Annotated in this window: 16 protein-coding genes; 13 read left to right on the top strand and 3 right to left on the bottom strand. The window is 66.9% G+C overall.

The features are described from left to right. Positions 1-120: 120 nt before the first annotated feature. From F7O44_RS04815 to F7O44_RS04790, 6 genes are all read left to right on the top strand, one after another. Positions 121-1,134 carry an aldo/keto reductase gene (locus F7O44_RS04815; protein WP_162448979.1) on the top strand — a complete coding sequence of 338 codons (1,014 nt, stop codon included), beginning with the start codon at positions 121-123 and terminating at the stop codon, positions 1,132-1,134. A gap of 161 nt (positions 1,135-1,295) precedes the next feature. Then, complete coding sequence (locus F7O44_RS04810) at positions 1,296-2,270, top strand: ABC transporter ATP-binding protein (RefSeq protein WP_162448978.1); 975 nt, start codon at positions 1,296-1,298, stop codon at positions 2,268-2,270. After that, the gene (locus tag F7O44_RS04805; RefSeq protein WP_162448977.1) at positions 2,267-3,112 is read left to right on the top strand and encodes an ABC transporter permease; all 846 of its coding nucleotides are present in this window, start codon (positions 2,267-2,269) and stop codon (positions 3,110-3,112) included. The genes F7O44_RS04810 and F7O44_RS04805 overlap by 4 nt, the downstream gene beginning before the upstream one ends. Positions 3,113-3,138: 26 nt before the next feature. Continuing rightward, positions 3,139-4,425, top strand: a complete 1,287-nt coding sequence (locus F7O44_RS04800; protein WP_222851063.1) for a sensor histidine kinase — start codon at positions 3,139-3,141, stop codon at positions 4,423-4,425. Between the two features lie 86 nt (positions 4,426-4,511). Then, on the top strand, positions 4,512-5,105 hold the full coding sequence (locus F7O44_RS04795; protein ID WP_343073831.1) for a response regulator transcription factor: 594 nt from the start codon (positions 4,512-4,514) through the stop codon (positions 5,103-5,105). Between the two features lie 243 nt (positions 5,106-5,348). After that, entirely contained in the window at positions 5,349-6,665 is a 1,317-nt protein-coding gene (locus F7O44_RS04790) for a KamA family radical SAM protein (RefSeq protein ID WP_162448975.1), read from the top strand. 96 nt (positions 6,666-6,761) lie between these two features. Here F7O44_RS04790 and F7O44_RS04785 read toward each other — a convergent pair whose 3' ends face one another. The 3 genes from F7O44_RS04785 to F7O44_RS04775 all read right to left on the bottom strand — a co-directional run bounded on the left by F7O44_RS04785 (position 6,762) and on the right by F7O44_RS04775 (position 9,448). Beyond that, entirely contained in the window at positions 6,762-7,787 is a 1,026-nt protein-coding gene (locus F7O44_RS04785; protein ID WP_162448974.1) for an ABC transporter ATP-binding protein, read from the bottom strand. Then, a complete protein-coding gene (locus F7O44_RS04780) occupies positions 7,774-8,811 on the bottom strand; it encodes an oligopeptide/dipeptide ABC transporter ATP-binding protein (RefSeq protein WP_174255878.1) in 1,038 nt (345 codons plus the stop codon). Before F7O44_RS04780 ends, F7O44_RS04785 begins: the two co-directional genes overlap by 14 nt. A gap of 106 nt (positions 8,812-8,917) precedes the next feature. Continuing rightward, entirely contained in the window at positions 8,918-9,448 is a 531-nt protein-coding gene (locus F7O44_RS04775) for a GbsR/MarR family transcriptional regulator (RefSeq protein ID WP_162448973.1), read from the bottom strand. Positions 9,449-9,738: 290 nt separating this feature from the next. Here F7O44_RS04775 and F7O44_RS04770 point away from each other — a divergent pair, with 290 nt between their 5' ends. The 7 genes from F7O44_RS04770 (at position 9,739) to F7O44_RS04740 (ending at position 17,786) form a co-directional block, all read left to right on the top strand. Beyond that, on the top strand, positions 9,739-11,337 hold the full coding sequence (locus F7O44_RS04770; protein WP_162448972.1) for a peptide ABC transporter substrate-binding protein: 1,599 nt from the start codon (positions 9,739-9,741) through the stop codon (positions 11,335-11,337). A 91-nt stretch (positions 11,338-11,428) separates the two neighbouring features. Then, positions 11,429-12,790 carry a M14 family zinc carboxypeptidase gene (locus F7O44_RS04765; protein ID WP_162449350.1) on the top strand — a complete coding sequence of 454 codons (1,362 nt, stop codon included), beginning with the start codon at positions 11,429-11,431 and terminating at the stop codon, positions 12,788-12,790. A 10-nt stretch (positions 12,791-12,800) separates the two neighbouring features. Continuing rightward, entirely contained in the window at positions 12,801-13,727 is a 927-nt protein-coding gene (locus F7O44_RS04760; protein WP_162448971.1) for an ABC transporter permease, read from the top strand. Continuing rightward, positions 13,720-14,676 (top strand): ABC transporter permease, encoded by a 957-nt coding sequence (locus F7O44_RS04755; RefSeq protein WP_162448970.1) that lies wholly within the window; start codon positions 13,720-13,722, stop codon positions 14,674-14,676. Before F7O44_RS04760 ends, F7O44_RS04755 begins: the two co-directional genes overlap by 8 nt. 262 nt (positions 14,677-14,938) lie before the next feature. Further along, positions 14,939-15,529 (top strand): bifunctional pyr operon transcriptional regulator/uracil phosphoribosyltransferase PyrR, encoded by a 591-nt coding sequence (gene pyrR, locus F7O44_RS04750; protein WP_162448969.1) that lies wholly within the window; start codon positions 14,939-14,941, stop codon positions 15,527-15,529. Beyond that, positions 15,526-16,482: an aspartate carbamoyltransferase catalytic subunit gene (locus F7O44_RS04745; RefSeq protein ID WP_162448968.1), complete on the top strand. Its 957-nt coding sequence runs from the start codon at positions 15,526-15,528 to the stop codon at positions 16,480-16,482. Before pyrR ends, F7O44_RS04745 begins: the two co-directional genes overlap by 4 nt. Beyond that, on the top strand, positions 16,479-17,786 hold the full coding sequence (locus F7O44_RS04740; RefSeq protein WP_162448967.1) for a dihydroorotase: 1,308 nt from the start codon (positions 16,479-16,481) through the stop codon (positions 17,784-17,786). The genes F7O44_RS04745 and F7O44_RS04740 overlap by 4 nt, the downstream gene beginning before the upstream one ends. The last annotated feature ends 20 nt before the right edge of the window (positions 17,787-17,806 follow it).

Genomic DNA, 17,806 nt, shown 5'->3' with positions numbered 1-17,806 from the left:
TCGCGCGCGACTCGTGCCGCCCGGAACCCCTCCGATGTGTGATCCTTGACAAGCCGTTGCGGTGCCTGGCGAGACGACCGATGACGGCCGCTGTACTGACCTGAATCACACGGAGGACTGATGCACACCACACTTCCGACCGCATCGCTGGGAAAGAGCGGTATGCACCTCACTCGCGTAGGGTTCGGCGCCTGGGCGATCGGCGGCGGTGGATGGCGCTACGGCTGGGGCGAGCAGGACGACGCTGAATCCGTCGCGGCGATCCGGCACGCGGTCGAACGCGGCGTGAACTGGATCGACACCGCCGCCGTCTACGGTCTGGGCCACTCCGAGAAGGTGGTGGCGAACGCGCTGCGTGGGCTGCCGGAGAAGGATCGCCCGTACGTCTTCACCAAGGCGGGAGTGGTCTGGGACGACGCGGACCATTCGGTCCCGCCGTGGCGAGCGGGAGCCCCGGACAGCATCAAGCGGGAGGTCGAAGACTCCCTGCGCAGGCTCGAAGTCGAGCGGATCGACCTCTACCAGATGCACTGGCCGCCGCAGGACGGCACGCCCCTGGAGGAGTATTGGCAGGTCTTCCTCGATCTCAAGCAGGAGGGCAAGGTCCGGGCTGTGGGGCTGTCCAACCACGACGTTCCCCAGCTCGAGCAGGCTGAGGCGATGGGACACGTCGATTCCCTGCAGCCGCAGTTCAGCGCGATCTATCGCGACGCCGCGGCCAGTGTGCTGCCGTGGTGCGAGGGAAACGGTACCGGAGTGATCGTTTACAGCCCGATGGGATCGGGACTGCTCACGGGGGCGTTCACAGCCGAGCGCGCCGCGCAACTGGAGGCGGGCGACTGGCGCAGCGGGCATCCGGACTTCAGCGGCGACGGGCTCGCGCGCAATCTGGCGCTGGCCGCCGCGCTGCGCGAGATCGCGGAGCGGCGTGAGACCACCGTGGCGGCCGTCGCGGTGGCGTGGACGCTCGCCTTCCCGGGCGTGACGGGCGCGATCGTCGGTGCCCGCCGTCCCACCCAGGTCGACGGCTGGCTGCCAGCCGCGGAACTTGAACTCGGCGAGGACGACATGGCCGACATCGCGAGCGCTATCGAGCGAACCGGTGCCGGCTCCGGGCCGTCGCGGGTGGCATAGCCGCGGTTGCCAGGTGCGGCACATGACATCTGTCATGGTGTGACGCGGAGGAAATCATCGGATCTCGTGCCGGGCCTCACCACCTGCGCGCTTTGCCGGCTGTGATGATTGAGCCGTGAGAACGTTTCGTCATACACGAGGTTCGGCAAGGGGAAAGTCAGATGAGTGAGGCAATCGAGGTCGACCGGCTCAGTCGCCGCTACGCGGGTGGGTTCGAAGCAGTCCGCGAGATCTCGTTCTCGGTCCGCCGAGGTGAGCTGTTCGCCCTGCTCGGCACCAACGGTGCCGGCAAGACGTCCACCATGGAGGTCATCGAGGGGCTGGCCGGCCCGAGCGACGGCCAGGTCCGGGTGCTCGGCCACGACCCATACCGGGAACGCGACGTCGTTCGCCCACGGATGGGCATCATGCTGCAAGAAGGTGGCTTCCCGGGCGACCTGACGGTGCGCGAGACCGCCCGGATGTGGGCGGGAACCCTGACGTCCGCACGCCCGGTCGATGAGGCCCTGACCATGGTTGACCTCGAACGCCGGGCGGACGTCGCGGTCAAGCAGCTCTCCGGCGGCGAACGCCGGCGCTTGGACCTGGCGCTGGCGGTGCTCAGCCGGCCGGACGTGTTGTTCCTCGACGAACCCACCACGGGTCTGGACCCGGAGAGCCGGCACAACACCTGGCAGATGGTCCGCGGGCTGCTGGACTCCGGCACCACCGTGCTGCTGACCACGCACTACCTCGACGAAGCCGAAGAGCTCGCCGACCGGCTGGCGATCATGCATGAGGGCCGGATCGCCCGCACCGGCACGGTGGCCGAGGTGGTGGCCGCCCAGCCGGCGACGATCAGCTTCGACCTGGTCGGCGACCTGCGCCGCGACCAGCTTCCGGAGCTGCCCGGAAGCATGCTCATCGAGAGCGGGGAGCGGATCACGCTGCATACCGATACGTTGCAACTGACGTTGACGAGGCTCTTGTCCTGGGCCGAAGAAGCCGGCGTCGAGCTGTCCGGGTTGTCGGCCCGGCCGGCGTCGCTCGAGCAGGTCTTCATGACCATCGCCGGAGCATCCGGTGCCGGAGCGTCCGTTGGAAGTGGCGTCGGCGTCTTGCAGGAAGCATCTACACGAACGGGAGCAGGGGTATGACCGTGCACACGGAGAACTCGCGCCGGGTCCAGCCGCGGTCCGGGGCAGCGGGGCGTCTGGTGGCTTCGGGCCGCCGGATCTGGTCGCTCGCACGCGCCGAGGTGAGGCTCTTGTTGCGCAACCGGACCGCGATGTTCGTCGGCGCCGGGCTGCCGATAGCCACCGTGGCGCTGCTCTACCTCACGGGCACTCATGAGGAGACCACGCTCGACACCTCGGTGGTCACGGTCGTGTCACTGATCGGCGTAGCGTTGCTCTACGTCATCTACTACAACCTCGTCAGCACATATGTGGCACGACGCGAGGACCTGGTGCTGAAGCGGCTGCGCACCGGCGAGTTGTCCGATGCGGAGATCCTCGGCGGTGTCGCCGTGCCGGCAGTTCTGCTCGCCGTGTTACAGGTGCTCCTGGTGGGCACCGGGGCGGCGCTCCTCCTGGGGCTGGCGGCACCGGTGAACATGCTGCTCGTGGTCGCCGCAGTCCTCGGTGGAGCAGCGGTGTTCGTGCTGCTGGCCGCCGCGTCGTCGGCGATGACCCGCAACGTCGAGATGGCGCAGATGAGCACATTGCCCGTCTTCATCGTCTGCATCATCTTCTCCGGGCTGTTCATTCCGCTCAGCGTCATGCCCGATCAGCTCGCGACAGCAGCGCAGTTCCTGCCGCTAACGCCGGTGGTCGAGCTGAGCAATCTCGGTCTGGCCGGCACCACCGGCGAAGACGCCGCCGTCGGATTCACCGAGACCTTCAGCGCTGCCGCATCACCGGCAGTGATCCTGGCCGCGTGGATCGTCATCGGTGTCGAACTGACCCGGCGGACGTTCCGCTGGGAGCCGCGGCGCTGACCGGCATGGCCGATAGGCTGGAGAACATGTCCGCCTGGGCTGCACAGCTGCGCCGTCGCAGCGCTGCCGACCGGTTCGACCTGTACACCCGTGTCTCCCTGTATGTGCTCTCGGCCGGCGAGGTGGTGGTGGCGGTCGCCATCGCCACCGGCCCGCCGCGAATCGAACCGGTGTGGGGCGCCACCTTCATCGCGCTGGCCGTGTTGCATGCGGCCAGCGGGGTGGCTCTCCTGCATCGCGGCATCAACTGGTTCCTCGGCCATGGGTCCTGGCCCCGCCAGGTCATGGTGCTGCACATCGTGCTGGGCGGCTGTGGCGTCCTCTCGGCTCTGCTGGCGTTTCCGCACGTAGACGGCGGTGACCCGGAGGGATACGGATCCGCCGCGTTCGGTGTGCTGATGTTCATCATCTATGTCATCGTCGCGCTGACCCCGAGGTTGACGATGCTTCGGCTGGCATCGACGGCAGTGTCGTCCGCCGTGCTGGCGGGGCTGGCGATGCTGGCATTCGGCTGGTCGTTCCGCCCGGCGATGGCCGGTGCCGTGAGTTGCCTGATCGGGATGGTCGCCGGAGGCAGCACGTATCGGATCTCGGTCTGGATGCTGGGTGCGGTCTGGGAGACCGAGCGTTCCCGTGAGACCGAATCGAGGCTCGCGGTCGCGGAGGAGCGCCTGCGCATCGCCCGAGACCTGCATGACGTTCTGGGCCGGAACCTGTCCGTGATCGCCTTGAAGTCCGAACTCGCCGCTCAATTGTCGCGCCGGGGCCGCGACGAGGCACCGGCTGAGATGATGGAGGTACACGAGATCGCCCACGATTCGCTGCGGGAGGTACGCGAGGTGGTCCGCGGTTACCGGCACGCTGATCTCGCGGCGGAACTGGCCGGGGCCCGGTCGGTGCTCCGCTCGGCCGGGGTGGACAGCAGGATCATCGGCGACGGCACGCAGCTCCCGTGGCAAGCGCAGGACGCCCTGGCGTGGGTGGTGCGGGAAGGCACCACCAACGTCCTGCGGCACAGCGACGCCACGGAGTGCGTGATCACGGTGGAGAAGGCGCCGTCGGGGACCACAGAGGTTCAGTGGGCCAGCGTGACGATGGAGAACAATCGGGCCCGCGAGGAGCAGCCGGCCGAGCGCGGCGGGAACGGTCTGGCGGGGCTCGGCGAGCGGCTGGAGGGTCTGGGAGGAACGTTGCGCGCGGAATCGCTGCAGGGTGGACGGTTCCGGCTGACAGCCATTGTTCCGGTCCGGCCCGCGCCGGACGACGAGCGCACACCGCGTGCCGAGTCCCCAACCCTGAAGGAGACACCATGACCGCGGACGCGGCATCGGACGACTCGGCATCGGACGCCGGCCCCCAAGACCCGGGAGACGCGCCGGATCGCGGCAAGATCCGGATCATGCTGGCCGACGACGAGAACCTGGTCCGCAGCGCCATGCGTGCTCTGCTGGCGCTCGAGGACGACATCGACGTCGTTGCCGAGGCCGCTTCCGGTGCCGAAGCCGTGGCCATGGCCCGGACACACCGTCCGGATGTCGCGGTGCTCGACCTGCAAATGCCCGACATGGACGGCATATCGGTGGCCGAGACCATCCACGTCGACCTCGATTCGTGCCGGACGATGATCGTGACCAGCCATGGCCGGCCGGGATATCTGAAACGGGCGTTGTCGGCCGGCGTGCGGGGCTTTCTGCCCAAGACAGTGTCCGGCAGTGCGCTCGCGGACGTGGTGCGGACGTTGCACGCGGGCGGGCGCTATGTCGACCCCGAGCTGGCGGCGGAGGCTATCGGAGCGGGGGAGAGCCCGCTCACCGCCCGTGAGGCCGACGTCCTGGAGCTGGCCGCCGACGGCGCGCCGGTCGAGGAGATCGCCGAACGGGCCGCGCTGACGCCTGGCACGGTCCGCAACTACCTCTCTGCTGCCACCGCCAAGCTCGGTGCGGCCAACCGGCATGAGGCCGTTCACGTGGCCCGTCGCCACGGGTGGATCTGAGCCTGGCAGAGCCAGGCTCAGACAGCTGAGGTTTACCATGGTGACACGACCTTTCGCAGGCGGGTCGGCGCGTCTGTGGATCTCCTGAGCAGCCCGAGCGCACGGCACTGGAGGTGCCCGTGATGCCCGGATCGGGCAGGGTCTTGCGGACACCGGCAGCGGGCAGCGTATGGTCGAGATCTTGCGATACCCCTGCCAACGTCGCCAGTGGGTGATGCCCGTCCGACGCCCGAGAGGATGCGAATGACTCTGACGTATGACGCCACCGTGTCACCGTCTGCCGGACGCCGGTTCCGCGCCTACACCACGCGGCACCTGGATGAACTGACGGCGCGTGCTGGACTGAGCGAGGCGGAACGTCTGGAGGTGCGAGCGGTGGCCACTGTGCTGCCGTTCCGGGTGAACGACTACGTGATCGATGAGCTGATCGATTGGTCAGCGGCGCCCGACGACCCCCTGTACCGCCTGGTATTTCCCCAGGCGGACATGTTGCCGGCCGCCGACGTTCGCAGGATGGCGGATCTGCTGCGTTCGGAGGCGCCGAAACCCGAGCTCACCGCCGCGGCGAACGAGGTGCGCGCCAAGTTGAACCCGCACCCGGCCGGCCAGATGGTGCTGAACATTCCGAAGACCGGTGAGGAGCCGTTCAACGGCGTTCAGCACAAGTACGACGAGACCGTGCTGTTCTTCCCGAAACAGGGCCAGACCTGTCACGCGTACTGCACGTACTGCTTTCGATGGGCGCAGTTCGTCGGTGAACCCGACCTGAAGATGGCCAGCGACAACATCGATCGTTTGGTGGCGTATCTGGGCAAGCACCCGGAAGTGACCAGTGTGCTGATCACCGGTGGCGACCCGATGATCATGGGCGAAGGCGTCCTGAACCGGTACATCGAGCCGCTTCTGGAGATCGACCAGCTGGAATCGATCCGGATTGGCACCAAGGCGCTGGCGTACTGGCCGCAGCGCTGGGTCACCGACCCGGACGCCGACGACACCCTGCGCCTGTTCGAGCGGGTGGTGGCCGCGGGCAAGAACCTCGCGTTCATGGCGCACTTCTCGCATCCGCGCGAGATGCTTCCGGAGCTTGCTCAGGAGGCGGTGCGGCGGATCCGGAACACCGGTGCAGTGATCCGCACTCAGGCTCCGCTCATCCGTTCCATCAACGACGACGCCGACACCTGGGCGACGATGTGGCGGATGCAGGTCCGGCAGGGCATGGTGCCGTACTACATGTTCGTCGAGCGCGACACCGGGCCGCAGGACTATTTCGCGGTGCCGCTGGCACGGGCTTACGAGACCTATCGGGACGCCTATCAGCAGGTGTCAGGCCTGGCGAGGACGGTTCGCGGCCCGTCGATGTCGGCCACGCCGGGCAAGGTGTGCATCGACGGTGTCACGGAGATCGCCGGTGAGAAGGTGTTCGTGCTGCACATGATCCAGGCCCGCGACGCCTCGCTCGTGGGTACGCCGTTCTTCGCCGCGTACGACGAGAATGCCGCCTGGCTGAGTGACCTCAAACCGGCGCTGGGCGCCACCAAGTTCCCCTTCGAGGCCTGACGGACTCGTATGGGCCGACTTCGATACCGCCAGATGGGTTAACGCGCGTAGGAGCGCCGACATCGCCATCTGGCGGTATTGAAGTGCCGCGGATCGTCAGTCTGGTGTGTGGTGGACCACGACGTCTTCGCGGACCTCGGCGTGGTGACAGGCGACCGGATGGGCGGTGCCAGGGCGCACCCTCAGGGGTGGTTCCTCGTCGGCGCACGTCTGGGTCGCCTTCCAGCAGCGGGTGCGGAACCGGCAACCGCTGGGGGGATCCGCCGGGCTGGGCGGGTCGCCGGCGAGGATGATCTCCTGGCGTTGCCCCCGGACCGACGGGTCCGGGACGGGCGCGGCTGACAGCAGTGCCTGAGTGTATGGGTGCGCGGGCTGTTCGTAGATTTCCTCGTCGGTGCCTATCTCAGCGAACTTACCGAGGTACATGACCGCCACCCGATCCGAGATGTGCCGGACGACGGACAGGTCGTGAGCGATGAAGATGTAGGAGAGCCCGAACTCGTTCTGCAGGCCGGCCAGCAGGTTCATCACTTGTGCCTGCACTGACACGTCGAGCGCGGACACCGGCTCGTCGCAGATGATGATGTCCGGGCGGAGCGCGAGTCCGCGGGCGATGCCGATGCGCTGGCGCTGGCCGCCGGAGAACTGGTGTGGATAACGGTTGATGTGCTCCGGGTTGAGACCGACCACATCGAGGAGTTCCTGTACCCGGCGCCGGCGGCCCTTCTTGGGTTCCACCTCAGGGTGGATGTCGAACGGTTCGCCGATGATGTCGCCGACGGTCATGCGCGGGTCGAGCGATGTATAGGGGTCCTGGAAGACGATCTGGATGTTGCGGCGCATGGTCCGTAGTGCCTTGCCGCCGAGATCGTAGATGTTCTGCCCGTTGAGCCGGGCCTCGCCTCGGGTGGGTTCCTCGAGCCGCATCAACAACTTCGCCAGCGTCGATTTGCCACAACCGGACTCACCGACGACGCCGAGGGTCTCGCCCTGGCGAAGATCGAAACTGACGCCGTCTACGGCGCGGATCGCTGCCGTGCGCCGGTTGAACAGCCCGCCCTTGCTGAATGGGTAGTACTTCGCCAGGTCGCGGACCTCCAGGATGGTGTCACCGGGCGCCATCGACGACCTCCGAGGCGAAATGACAGGCACTCGACCGTCCGGGGCGGACCTCGGTCAGAGCCGGCCGGGTGCGGTGGCACAGTTCTTCGGCGGACGAGCACCGAGGATGGAACGCGCAGCCGGGCGGGATGTTCATCAGGTTCGGCGGGAGCCCGCGGATGGCAGCGAGTTCGCGCCCCTTGAGATCGACCCGTGGAATAGACGCGAGAAGTCCTCTCGTGTACGGGTGAGCGGGGGCCTGGTAGATCTGATCGACGGATGCGTGTTCAACGATCCGCCCGGTGTACATCACGGCGATCCGGTCCGCGACGTCGGCGACGACGCCGAGATCATGAGTGATCAGGATCAAGCCCATGCCGCTGTCCTGCTGGAGCTCCCGCAGCAGCTTCATGATCTGTGCCTGCACCGTGACGTCGAGCGCCGTGGTCGGCTCGTCGGCGATCAGGACGGCGGGGTCCAGGGCGATCGCGGTGGCGATCATGATCCGTTGTCTCATGCCGCCGGAGAACTGATGCGGGTAGTCACGTGCGCGGCTGCTGGCGGCTGGGATGTGCACCCGGTCCATGAGCTCGATCGCGCGTTTGCGGGCGTCCGAGCGGGACGTTCCCTGGTGGATGCGGAACATCTCCGCGATCTGCCACCCGACCGGGAAAACCGGGTTGAGTGCGGAGAGAGCATCCTGGAAGATCATGGCGATCTCTCGTCCGCGGATCGACTGGCGCTTGTTTTCGGGCAGGGCGAAGATGTCCTGCCCGCGGAACCGGACCCTTCCGCCGGTGATGTGCCCGGGCGGAGTGTCGACGATCCCCATGATCGCCTGCGCGGTCACGCTCTTGCCGGAGCCGGATTCGCCGAGTACGGCGAGAGTCTCACCAGCCTCGACGGTGTACGAGACGCCGTTCACCGCCTGGGCCACGCCATCGCGGGTCCGGAATTCGACGTGGAGGTCTTCGACCTCGAGCAGAGGACTTTCCGCTCGGCCGGGTGGTTCGGACACCCGGGACACATCGATGGTCGTTGCCACGTGTCGTTATCCTTCCTCGTGATCCAACTGCGCGGGGGCCGTTGCGGCCATTCGGCGGGGGAGTCGTCGCCGGCGTCGTGCCGGTATACGGGCAGGACCGAAATGCTCAGCCGCCAGCTGCCTGCCCGGTATCGCGCCGGCGCTTGTATTCCTCCCACGCGTCGCGCATCTGCTGGTGGAAGTCGTAGAGCCAGTGGTGGTAGTCGCGCATGTTCTCCAGCCGTTTGCGGGCTTGCTCGTCGTCCGGTCCCAGCTCGGTGAGGATCTTCTCGACGGTCTCGGCGCGGCGGGTGAGGTAGCGGTGCTCGGTGGCGAGGAAGTTGCCCCAGACGTCCTCCTCTGCCCGGAAATAGTGGCTGCGGTCACCGGGCACAGTCACTTGCCGGATGAAGCCGGGCTCGGCGAGCGCGCGGGTGGCAGCCGAGATCGAGCCGGCGCTGGCGCGCAGGGCGGTGATGAGTTCCGCCGACGAAACATACGGCTCTGTGCTGAGCATTAGGTAACTGAGGACCCGTGCCTGCATCCGGGTCCATCCGCTGCGGGGGAACATCAGGGCGAGTTCTTCGGCGTATTCGGCTCGCCGGTCGTCGTCGAGGTTGCGTGGGGTGCCGGCAGTGACGTCGTCGGACTGCGCCATCGGATTCCTTTCGCTGTTACTCAGTGCCTGCTCCTCGTTCTCGGCTGGGTTGGTGGTTCGGGAGGCATGCCGTGGAGCTCTGTGGAGCAGGTACTGGAACATCGTCCGGTATGTGGGCGGTGAAGGCCAAGCAACCTAGGTAACAAGTAGGTTTCATTTAAAATTGAAACTTCCGAGAATTACGTTACTACAGTAAGTTCGTGCCTCGTCAGCTTCCGCGCCGTCTCCGTGGTCTCATGCACAACGATGGTGCTGAACCAGGTGATACCAGTCGCGAATAAGGAGACTTCATGAGCTCGTGGCGAGGTCTGCCCGCCCTGATCGTCGCAGCCGTGCTGGTGTTGAGCGCCTGCGGTTCCGATGACGACAATCCCGGCCCGGCTGCGTCCGGCGGCGGGAGCTTCTCCGTCGGCGTCGACGAGCCCGACCACCTCACGCCCAACCGGATGACCGGGGCCTTCAACGAGGTCAGCGCCCTGTTCGCGCCGCTGGTGAAGTTCGGCGACAGCAGCGAGGTGACGCTGCTGCAGGCCGAGTCGATCGAGAGCGACGACAACGTTCACTGGCGCATCACCATCAGGGACGGCTGGACCTGGCACAACGGCGAGCCCGTCACCGCGCAGAACTACGCCGACGCGTGGAACGCCACCGCCTACGCTCCCAATGGCTGGGCCAATAACGGCCAGTTCTCCAACGTCGTCGGATACGACGAGCTCAACCCGGAGAATGGCGATCCTGAGGCTGAGACGTTGTCCGGGGTGAACGTCGTCGACGAAACCACGCTCGAGGTGACCCTCAAGAGCGCCGACAGCCAGTTCCCGTTCAAACTCAAGCTGCCGGGCTTCTACGCCCTGCCTGAGGTCGCCTTCGAGGACTTGGATGCCTACGACGAGGCGCCAGTGGGCAACGGGCCGTTCCAGATGGACGGCGCCTGGGAACACGACGTCGAGATCAGAATGACCCGGTTCGAGGACTACCAGGGGCCGCAGCCCAACGCCGACGAGCTGGTCTTCCGGATCTACAGCGACCTCAACACCGCGTACACGGATGCCGTGGGCGGTGTGGTCGACATCGTCTCGGTGCCTCAGGAGAAGCTGCGTCAGGTGGAGCAGGACTTCGGTGACCGGTTCATCCCCTTCCAGGCGGTCCGCCTCGACTGGCTCGGTTTCCCGCTATGGGACGAGCGATTCGAGGACATCCGGATCCGGCAGGCGATCTCGATGGCCATCGACCGTGAAGAGGTCAACGAAGCGATCTTCGCCGGGGTCTATCACCCGGCTTCGTCGTTCCACGGCGCCAACGTCATCGGCGGCGGCACCGAGGGCCTGTGCGGGGAGTACTGCGAGTTCAACCCCGAACGCGCGAATGAGCTGATGGATGAGGCAGGCGGCTGGGACGGCAGCCTCGAACTCTGGTATCCGGGCGGTGTCGGCTACGACCAGACCTTCGAGGCGCTGGCCAACCAGATCCGGCAGAACCTGGACGCGATCGACGACGTCGAGCTCAAGACCCAGCCGGGCTTCGCGGCGTTCATCGAAGACCTCAGTGAGCAGACCGTCACCGGTATGTTCCGCGGCGGCTGGGGATCGCTGTATCCGAGCATGCAGAACCAGCTGACGGAGGTCTGGAGCTCCATGGGCGTCGGCCGGGCCGGAGCCGGCAGTTACGCCGAGGACGATGTCGATCAGCTCATCCTCGAAGCCGACGCCGCACCGACGTCGGAAGAAGCGGCAGAGCTGTACCAGCAGGCTGAGGCCCGGATCTTCGAGGACTTCCCGGCCGTGCCGCTGTTCTATGCGACATACAACTTCGCGCACAGCGAGAACGTGTCCAACGTGACGATCGGCTTCGACGAGATCGAGCTCACCGACGTCGTCGTGAACGACTGACAGGTCGGCGCGGAACCGCTGTCGAGCAGGCGGCGGCTCCGCGTGACCAGGGCATCTAGAACTGTCTGAAGGAGAAGCCAGCATCGTGTCCATGACCCCGGCCCGGGCCGGCCAGGAAGCGCTCCGGCGTATCCCTGAGTTCGCCACTATCCCCTCGGTTGACGAACTCAACCGCGAGTTCTCCGAGATCGCCGACCGCGCGGGCCGCCCGCTGCGGCGCATCGGAACATCGCGGCTGGGGGAGCCACTACAGGCGCTGACCGTCGGTACCGGGCCGGCCCAGGCGGTGATCTTCGGCGGCGTCCACCCGAACGAGCCAATCGGTGCGCTCACCGCGCTGCACCTGGCCCGCACGTTGGTGGACGAGCCGGAGCTGGCCGTGCAGCTGGGCTACACCTGGCACATCGTGCCATGCATCGATCCCGACGGCGCGCGGCTCAACGAAGGCTGGTTCTCGGGCCCGTTCACCCGGGGGCACTACGCGCGGCACTTCTACCGCCCGGCGGCAGACGAACAGGTGGAGTGGACGTTCCCGTTTTCCTACAAGAGAGCCTATTTCGACCGGATGATGCCGGAGACCGTCGCGCTCATGCGGCTCATCGACGATGTCCGGCCGGCTTTCATGTGCTCACTCCACAACGGCGAACACGGCGGCGTCTACTACTACTTGTCCCGTCCGGCACCGCAACTCTACGAGCCGCTGCACGCGATCGCGGCGGCAGTGGAGCTGCCGCTCGACACCGGCGAGCCGGAGATGCCGTACACGCCCCGCTACGCCGACGCGATCTTCGGCATGGGCCGCAGCGAGGACGCCTACGATTTCGCCGAGTCCGCGGGTCTCGACCCGACGCGATGGGACGCCGGGGCATCGAGTGCGGCCTATGCGGAGAAGTACGGCACGCTCACGCTCGTGACCGAGGTGCCTTACTGGCTGCATCCTGATGCCAACGACGTCAGCGAGAGCGACGAGATCTACGCCGACGTCCTCAAGCGGCGTGCCGAAGGCATGGACGAGCTCGGCCGGATCCTGGGGGAGACGTTGCGTGCGATCGAGCCGGATGTGTCGGTCCGGTCGCCGTTCGTCCGCGCCTCGCGAGCGTTCGTCCCTATGTTCGAGCAGCTGGGCCGCCAGGAGGCCCACCGGGCCGCCCAACCCGGCGCCGCGCGTCCGGCGACGCGCGCCGAACGATTCGGCTGTCTCGACCAGGTGCACTGCTTCCGCTTGCGATACGGCGGGATGCTGCGCAGAGCCCTCGAGGCGGAGCTGGCAGCGGGGAACGGTACCCCCGTCATCCGGCAACGGCACGCCGAACTGTCGGACATCTACGATGGCTGGGTGGCCGAGGCAGAGGCAGTGACGTCGTCCGAGCCGATCGCGCTGGGGAAACTCGCCGCCGTGCAGTACGCGGCCATCCTCGCGACCAGCGTGCACGCGGCCGGCACAACGGACTGACGACCCAGGAATGGGCCGGTACATCGCCTCGCGGCTGATTCAGCTGGTGGTTGTCTTCTTCGGTGTGACGCTACTGATCTATGTCGCCGTGTGGGCTTTGCCCGGTGACCCGATCCGCGCCATGGCCGGAGACCGGCCGCTGTCCGAGAGCGTGATCAACGCCATGCGCGAGCAGCACAACCTGAACGACCCGATGCTGATCCAGTACGCCAAGTACATGGCCGGTCTGCTAACGGGGGACTTCGGCACCGACTTCAACGGGCGCTCGGTGGCCGACCAGATGGCTCAGCGCTGGCCGGTGACCATCCGGCTGGCGCTGACCGCCTGGCTGATCGAGATCGTTGCCGGCATCGGGCTGGGTCTGGTGGCGGCCTTGCGGCGCGGCCGGTGGCCGGACTACACGATCTTGTTCTTCACGATCGCGGTGATCTCCGTCCCGATTTTCGTGCTGGGATACACCGCCCAGCTGCTGCTCGGTGTCCACGGCGGGGTTTTCCCTGTCTCCGGAGTCTCGGACGGCTGGCCGGTCAGCTACATTCTCCCGGCGGCCATCATGGCCGCCCTCGGTATGGCTGCCGTCGCGCGGCTCGTGCGGGTCAGTGTCCTGGAGAACCTGCGCGCCGACTATGTCCGGGCCGCTTTCGCGAAGGGTATGAGCCGGCGCCGGGTGGTCTCGGTTCATGTGCTGCGCAACTCGCTGATCGCCGCGGTGACATTCCTCGGTGTGGAATTGGGCTTCCTGCTCGGCGGCGCGGTCGTCGTCGAAGGTATTTTCAACCTCCCCGGCGTCGGCCAGTTGCTCTTCCGGTCGATCCAGGTGCAAGAGGGTGCCGTGGTGGTCGGTGTCGCCACCGCGCTGGTGTTGATCTTCCTGGTCGCCAACTTCGTCGTCGACCTCCTCTACGGCGTACTCGATCCAAGGATCCGGCATGACTGATCACCTTCTCGGGCGAGACGAGAACGTTCGCGTGGACGGGGGCGGCGCAGGCACCGGCCCGGAGCAGCCGCCTACCGAGGAGGCCGGTGTCGGACGTACGACGTTGCGCGGCGACGCCTGGCGTGACCTGCGACGCAACCCGCTCTTCCTGATCAGCGGCATCGTGGTGCTGATCATGATCGTGATGGCGATCTTCCCCAATCTGTTCGCCGGCTGGTTCGGGAACCCGAACCCGCGGGTGTGTGATCTGAGCCGCAGCGGTGAAGGGCCCGCGAGCGGGCACCCGTTCGGGTTCGACAAGCAAGGCTGTGACGTCTACGCGAATGTCATCCACGGTGCGCGAGCCTCGATCAGTGTCGGCGTGCTGGTGACCCTGCTCTCGCTGGTCATCGCGGTTTTGCTGGGCAGCATCGCCGGGTACAAGGGCAAGTGGCTCGACGCGCTGATCTCACGGATGTCCGATGTGTTCTTCGGTTTCCCGTTCATCCTGGGCGCGCTCGTGGTGCTCAGCAGTATCGGAACGCGCAACATCTGGTCGGTGTCGCTGGTCCTGGCCCTGTTCGGGTGGCCGACCATGACGCGGCTGATGCGCTCGTCGGTGATGTCGGTGAAGCAGATGGACTACGTCCACGCGGCGCGCGGCCTGGGGGCCAGCAGCTGGTTCCTGGTGCGACGGCACATTCTGCCGAACGCGATCGCGCCGGTGGTCGTGATGGCGAGCATTCTGATCGGCACGTTCATCGTCACCGAGGCAGTGCTGACGTTCCTGGGCGTCGGGCTTCAGGCGCCGGCGATCTCGTGGGGATTGCAGCTGTCGAACGCGCAGACCGACTTCCAGATATCGCCGCATCTGCTGATCTATCCGTCGATATTCCTCAGCGTCACGGTGCTGAGCTTCATCGTCCTGGGCGACGTGATCCGCGACGCCTTCGATCCCCGCTTGCGCTGAACACAACACACCCCTGTGATCGTGAGCGGATTCTTGCTGCACCGCTACAGCAGCGGAAATGTGCTCACGATCACGGGGGAGGTGGTGGCGGCGCCATCTCCGGTTGCCCCGCCAACCCGCCCGGGTGCACGCCGCCGACACAACTGGCGAAACGCCTGGCGGCGCCCCGAAGCAGTTCGAAGCGGTGCCTGGTGGTACTCTCAACGAGACCGGCGTCCTTTAAATCCCGTCCAGTGAGGCGGGGAAGGGGGTCCATATCCGTATGTCTAGAGACTTGTCCGAATTTCGGACCGTCCTCAGTGAGGACGAAATCGCGCGGGCTCTGTCCCGCATGGCCCACGAGGTCGTGGAGCGCAACAAGGGCGCGACCGATCTGGTGGTGCTGGGTATTCCTTCTCGTGGCGTCCCACTCGGTCGCAGGCTGGCGGCGCGCATCTCCGACGTCGACAACATCGACGTACCGGTCGGCGCGCTCGATGTCACCATGTACCGGGACGACCTCCGGTTGCGTCCCGCCCGCGCCTTGGAACCCACTGATATCCCACCCGGTGGTGTGGATGGCAAGGTCGTGGTGCTCGTCGACGACGTCCTGTACTCCGGGCGCACCATCCGGGCCGCATTGACCGCGCTGGACGACATCGGCAGGCCGCACGCGGTCCGGCTGGCGGTCCTCGTCGATCGCGGGCACCGGCAGTTGCCCATCAGAGCCGACCACGTCGGCAAGAACCTCCCGACGTCCACTCGCGAGAGCGTGAAGGTCCTCCTCGACGAGGTCGACGGCCGCGACGCCGTCCTGCTGGGAGAGACGCCAGGGGCCACTGACCATCCCGTCACGGTCGAGGGGGCACGATGATCCGCCACTTGCTGTCCACCGCGGACCTCTCCCGCACTGATGCCAACCTCATCCTCGACACCGCGGAGGAAATGGCTCGGCTCACATCCGGCCGGTCGGTGAAAAAGTTGCCGGCGCTGCGCGGGCGCACAGTCGTCAACCTCTTCTTCGAAGATTCCACCCGCACCAGAACGTCCTTCGAGCTGGCCGCCAAACGGCTGTCTGCCGACGTCGTCAACTTCTCCGCCAAGGGCTCCAGCGTCTCCAAGGGCGAAAGCCTCAAGGACACGGCTCTGACACTCGCCGCGATGGGGGCCGACGGCGTCGTCGTGCGGCATTCGTCAAGCGGGGCACCGTACCGGCTGGCCACGTCCGGCTGGATCGACGCGCATGTGCTCAACGCCGGCGACGGTACTCACGAACATCCCACTCAGGCGCTGCTCGATGCCTTCACCATGCGCCGTCACATCGGCGACCTCGAGGGGCGCCGGATCGTCATCGTCGGTGACGTGCTGCACAGCCGGGTGGCACGCAGCAACGTGTCGCTGCTGGCGACCCTCGGAGCCGAGGTGATTCTGGTCGCTCCGCCCACCCTGCTTCCGGTCGGGGTTGAGCAGTGGCCGGGCGAGATGTCGTACGACCTCGACTCGGTGCTACCGGACGCCGACGCCGTGATGATGTTGCGCGTGCAGAGGGAACGGATGAACGCCGCCTTCTTCCCTTCCGCCCGTGAGTACAGCCGGCGCTACGGGCTCGACGCCCGGCGCTTCGGCCTGATGCCGGATTCGGCCATCGTGATGCACCCCGGGCCGATGAACCGCGGCATGGAGATCACCGCCGATGTCGCGGACGACGCGCGATCGGTGATCGTCGAGCAAGTATCCAACGGCGTGCACGTCCGGATGGCCGTGCTCTACCTGATGCTCGCCGGAGCGGACGAGAACAGCGCGGACGCGCAGGAGGCTGTCGCATGAGCAAGAACCCGACCGTCCTGATCAAGGGTGCGCGGATCCTGGGTGGCGACACCACGGACCTGCTGCTGCGTGACGGGATCATCGCCGAGATGGGGCCCGGCGTCCAGAGCCCGGGGGCGCGCAACATCGATGCCGACGGGCTCGTCGCGCTGCCCGGGCTGGTAGACCTGCATACCCATCTGCGCGAGCCCGGACGTGAAGACGCCGAAACCGTGAGCTCAGGAACCCGCGCGGCGGCGTTGGGCGGCTTCACCGCCGTGCACGCGATGGCCAACACCGACCCCGTGGCGGACACCGCCGGTGTGGTGGAGCAGGTGTGGCGTCTCGGGCGCGAGGCCGGACATGCCGACGTGCGTCCGGTCGGCGCGGTCACGGTCGGCCTGGCGGGGGAGCGGATGGCCGAGATCGGCGCCATGGCCGACTCCGCCGCCGGGGTCCGGGTCTTCTCCGACGACGGTCATTGTGTGTCCGACGCGGTCCTGATGCGGCGGGCACTGGAGTACGTCAAGGCGTTCGACGGAGTCGTGGCCCAGCATGCCCAGGAGCCACGGCTCACCGAGGGCGCCCAGATGAACGAGAGCCGGCTCTCCGGCCAGCTCGGTCTCCGGGGCTGGCCATGTGTGGCCGAAGAATCGATCATCGCCCGGGACGTGCTGCTGGCGGCTCACGTCGGCTCGCGCCTGCACATCTGCCACCTGTCCACGAAAGGTTCGGTCGAGATCGTCCGGCTGGCCAAGGCTCGTGGGCTGCCGGTCACCGCCGAGGTCACGCCGCACCACCTGTTGCTCACCGAGGAACTGGTCGCCACTTACGACGCCCGGTACAAAGTGAATCCGCCGCTGCGTTCGGCCGACGACGTCGCCGCCGTGCGCGAAGGGCTGGCCGACGGCACGATCGACATCGTGGCCACCGACCACGCGCCGCATCCGGTGGAAGACAAAGAATGTGAGTGGGACGCCGCGGCGTTCGGCATGCTCGGCCTCGAAACAGCTCTGTCGGTGGTCCAGCACACCATGGTCGACACCGGACTGCTGGACTGGGCCGGCGTGGCCGACCGGATGTCGCTCGCGCCGGCGCGTATTGGTCGCTGCGACACGGGTCCGTCCGCTCAAGGCCGCCCCTTGGCCGTCGGCGAGCCCGCGAACGTCGTGCTCATCGACCCGGCTGCCACCCGCACCATCGATTCGGCTGCGTCCGCGTCGCTGTCGCGCAACAATCCATTCGAGGGCATGAAGCTTCCAGGGGGCGTCGTGGCGACGTTCTTGCGCGGCCGCCCAACGGTCGAGAACGGGGCGCTGGCATGACCGGCAAGACAGACGAGAGG

This window comes from Phytoactinopolyspora mesophila, assembly GCF_010122465.1.
Lineage (GTDB): Bacteria > Actinomycetota > Actinomycetes > Jiangellales > Jiangellaceae > Phytoactinopolyspora > Phytoactinopolyspora mesophila.
Note: the sequence above shows the minus strand (reverse complement) of the source record. Positions and strands in the feature narration are given on the sequence as shown.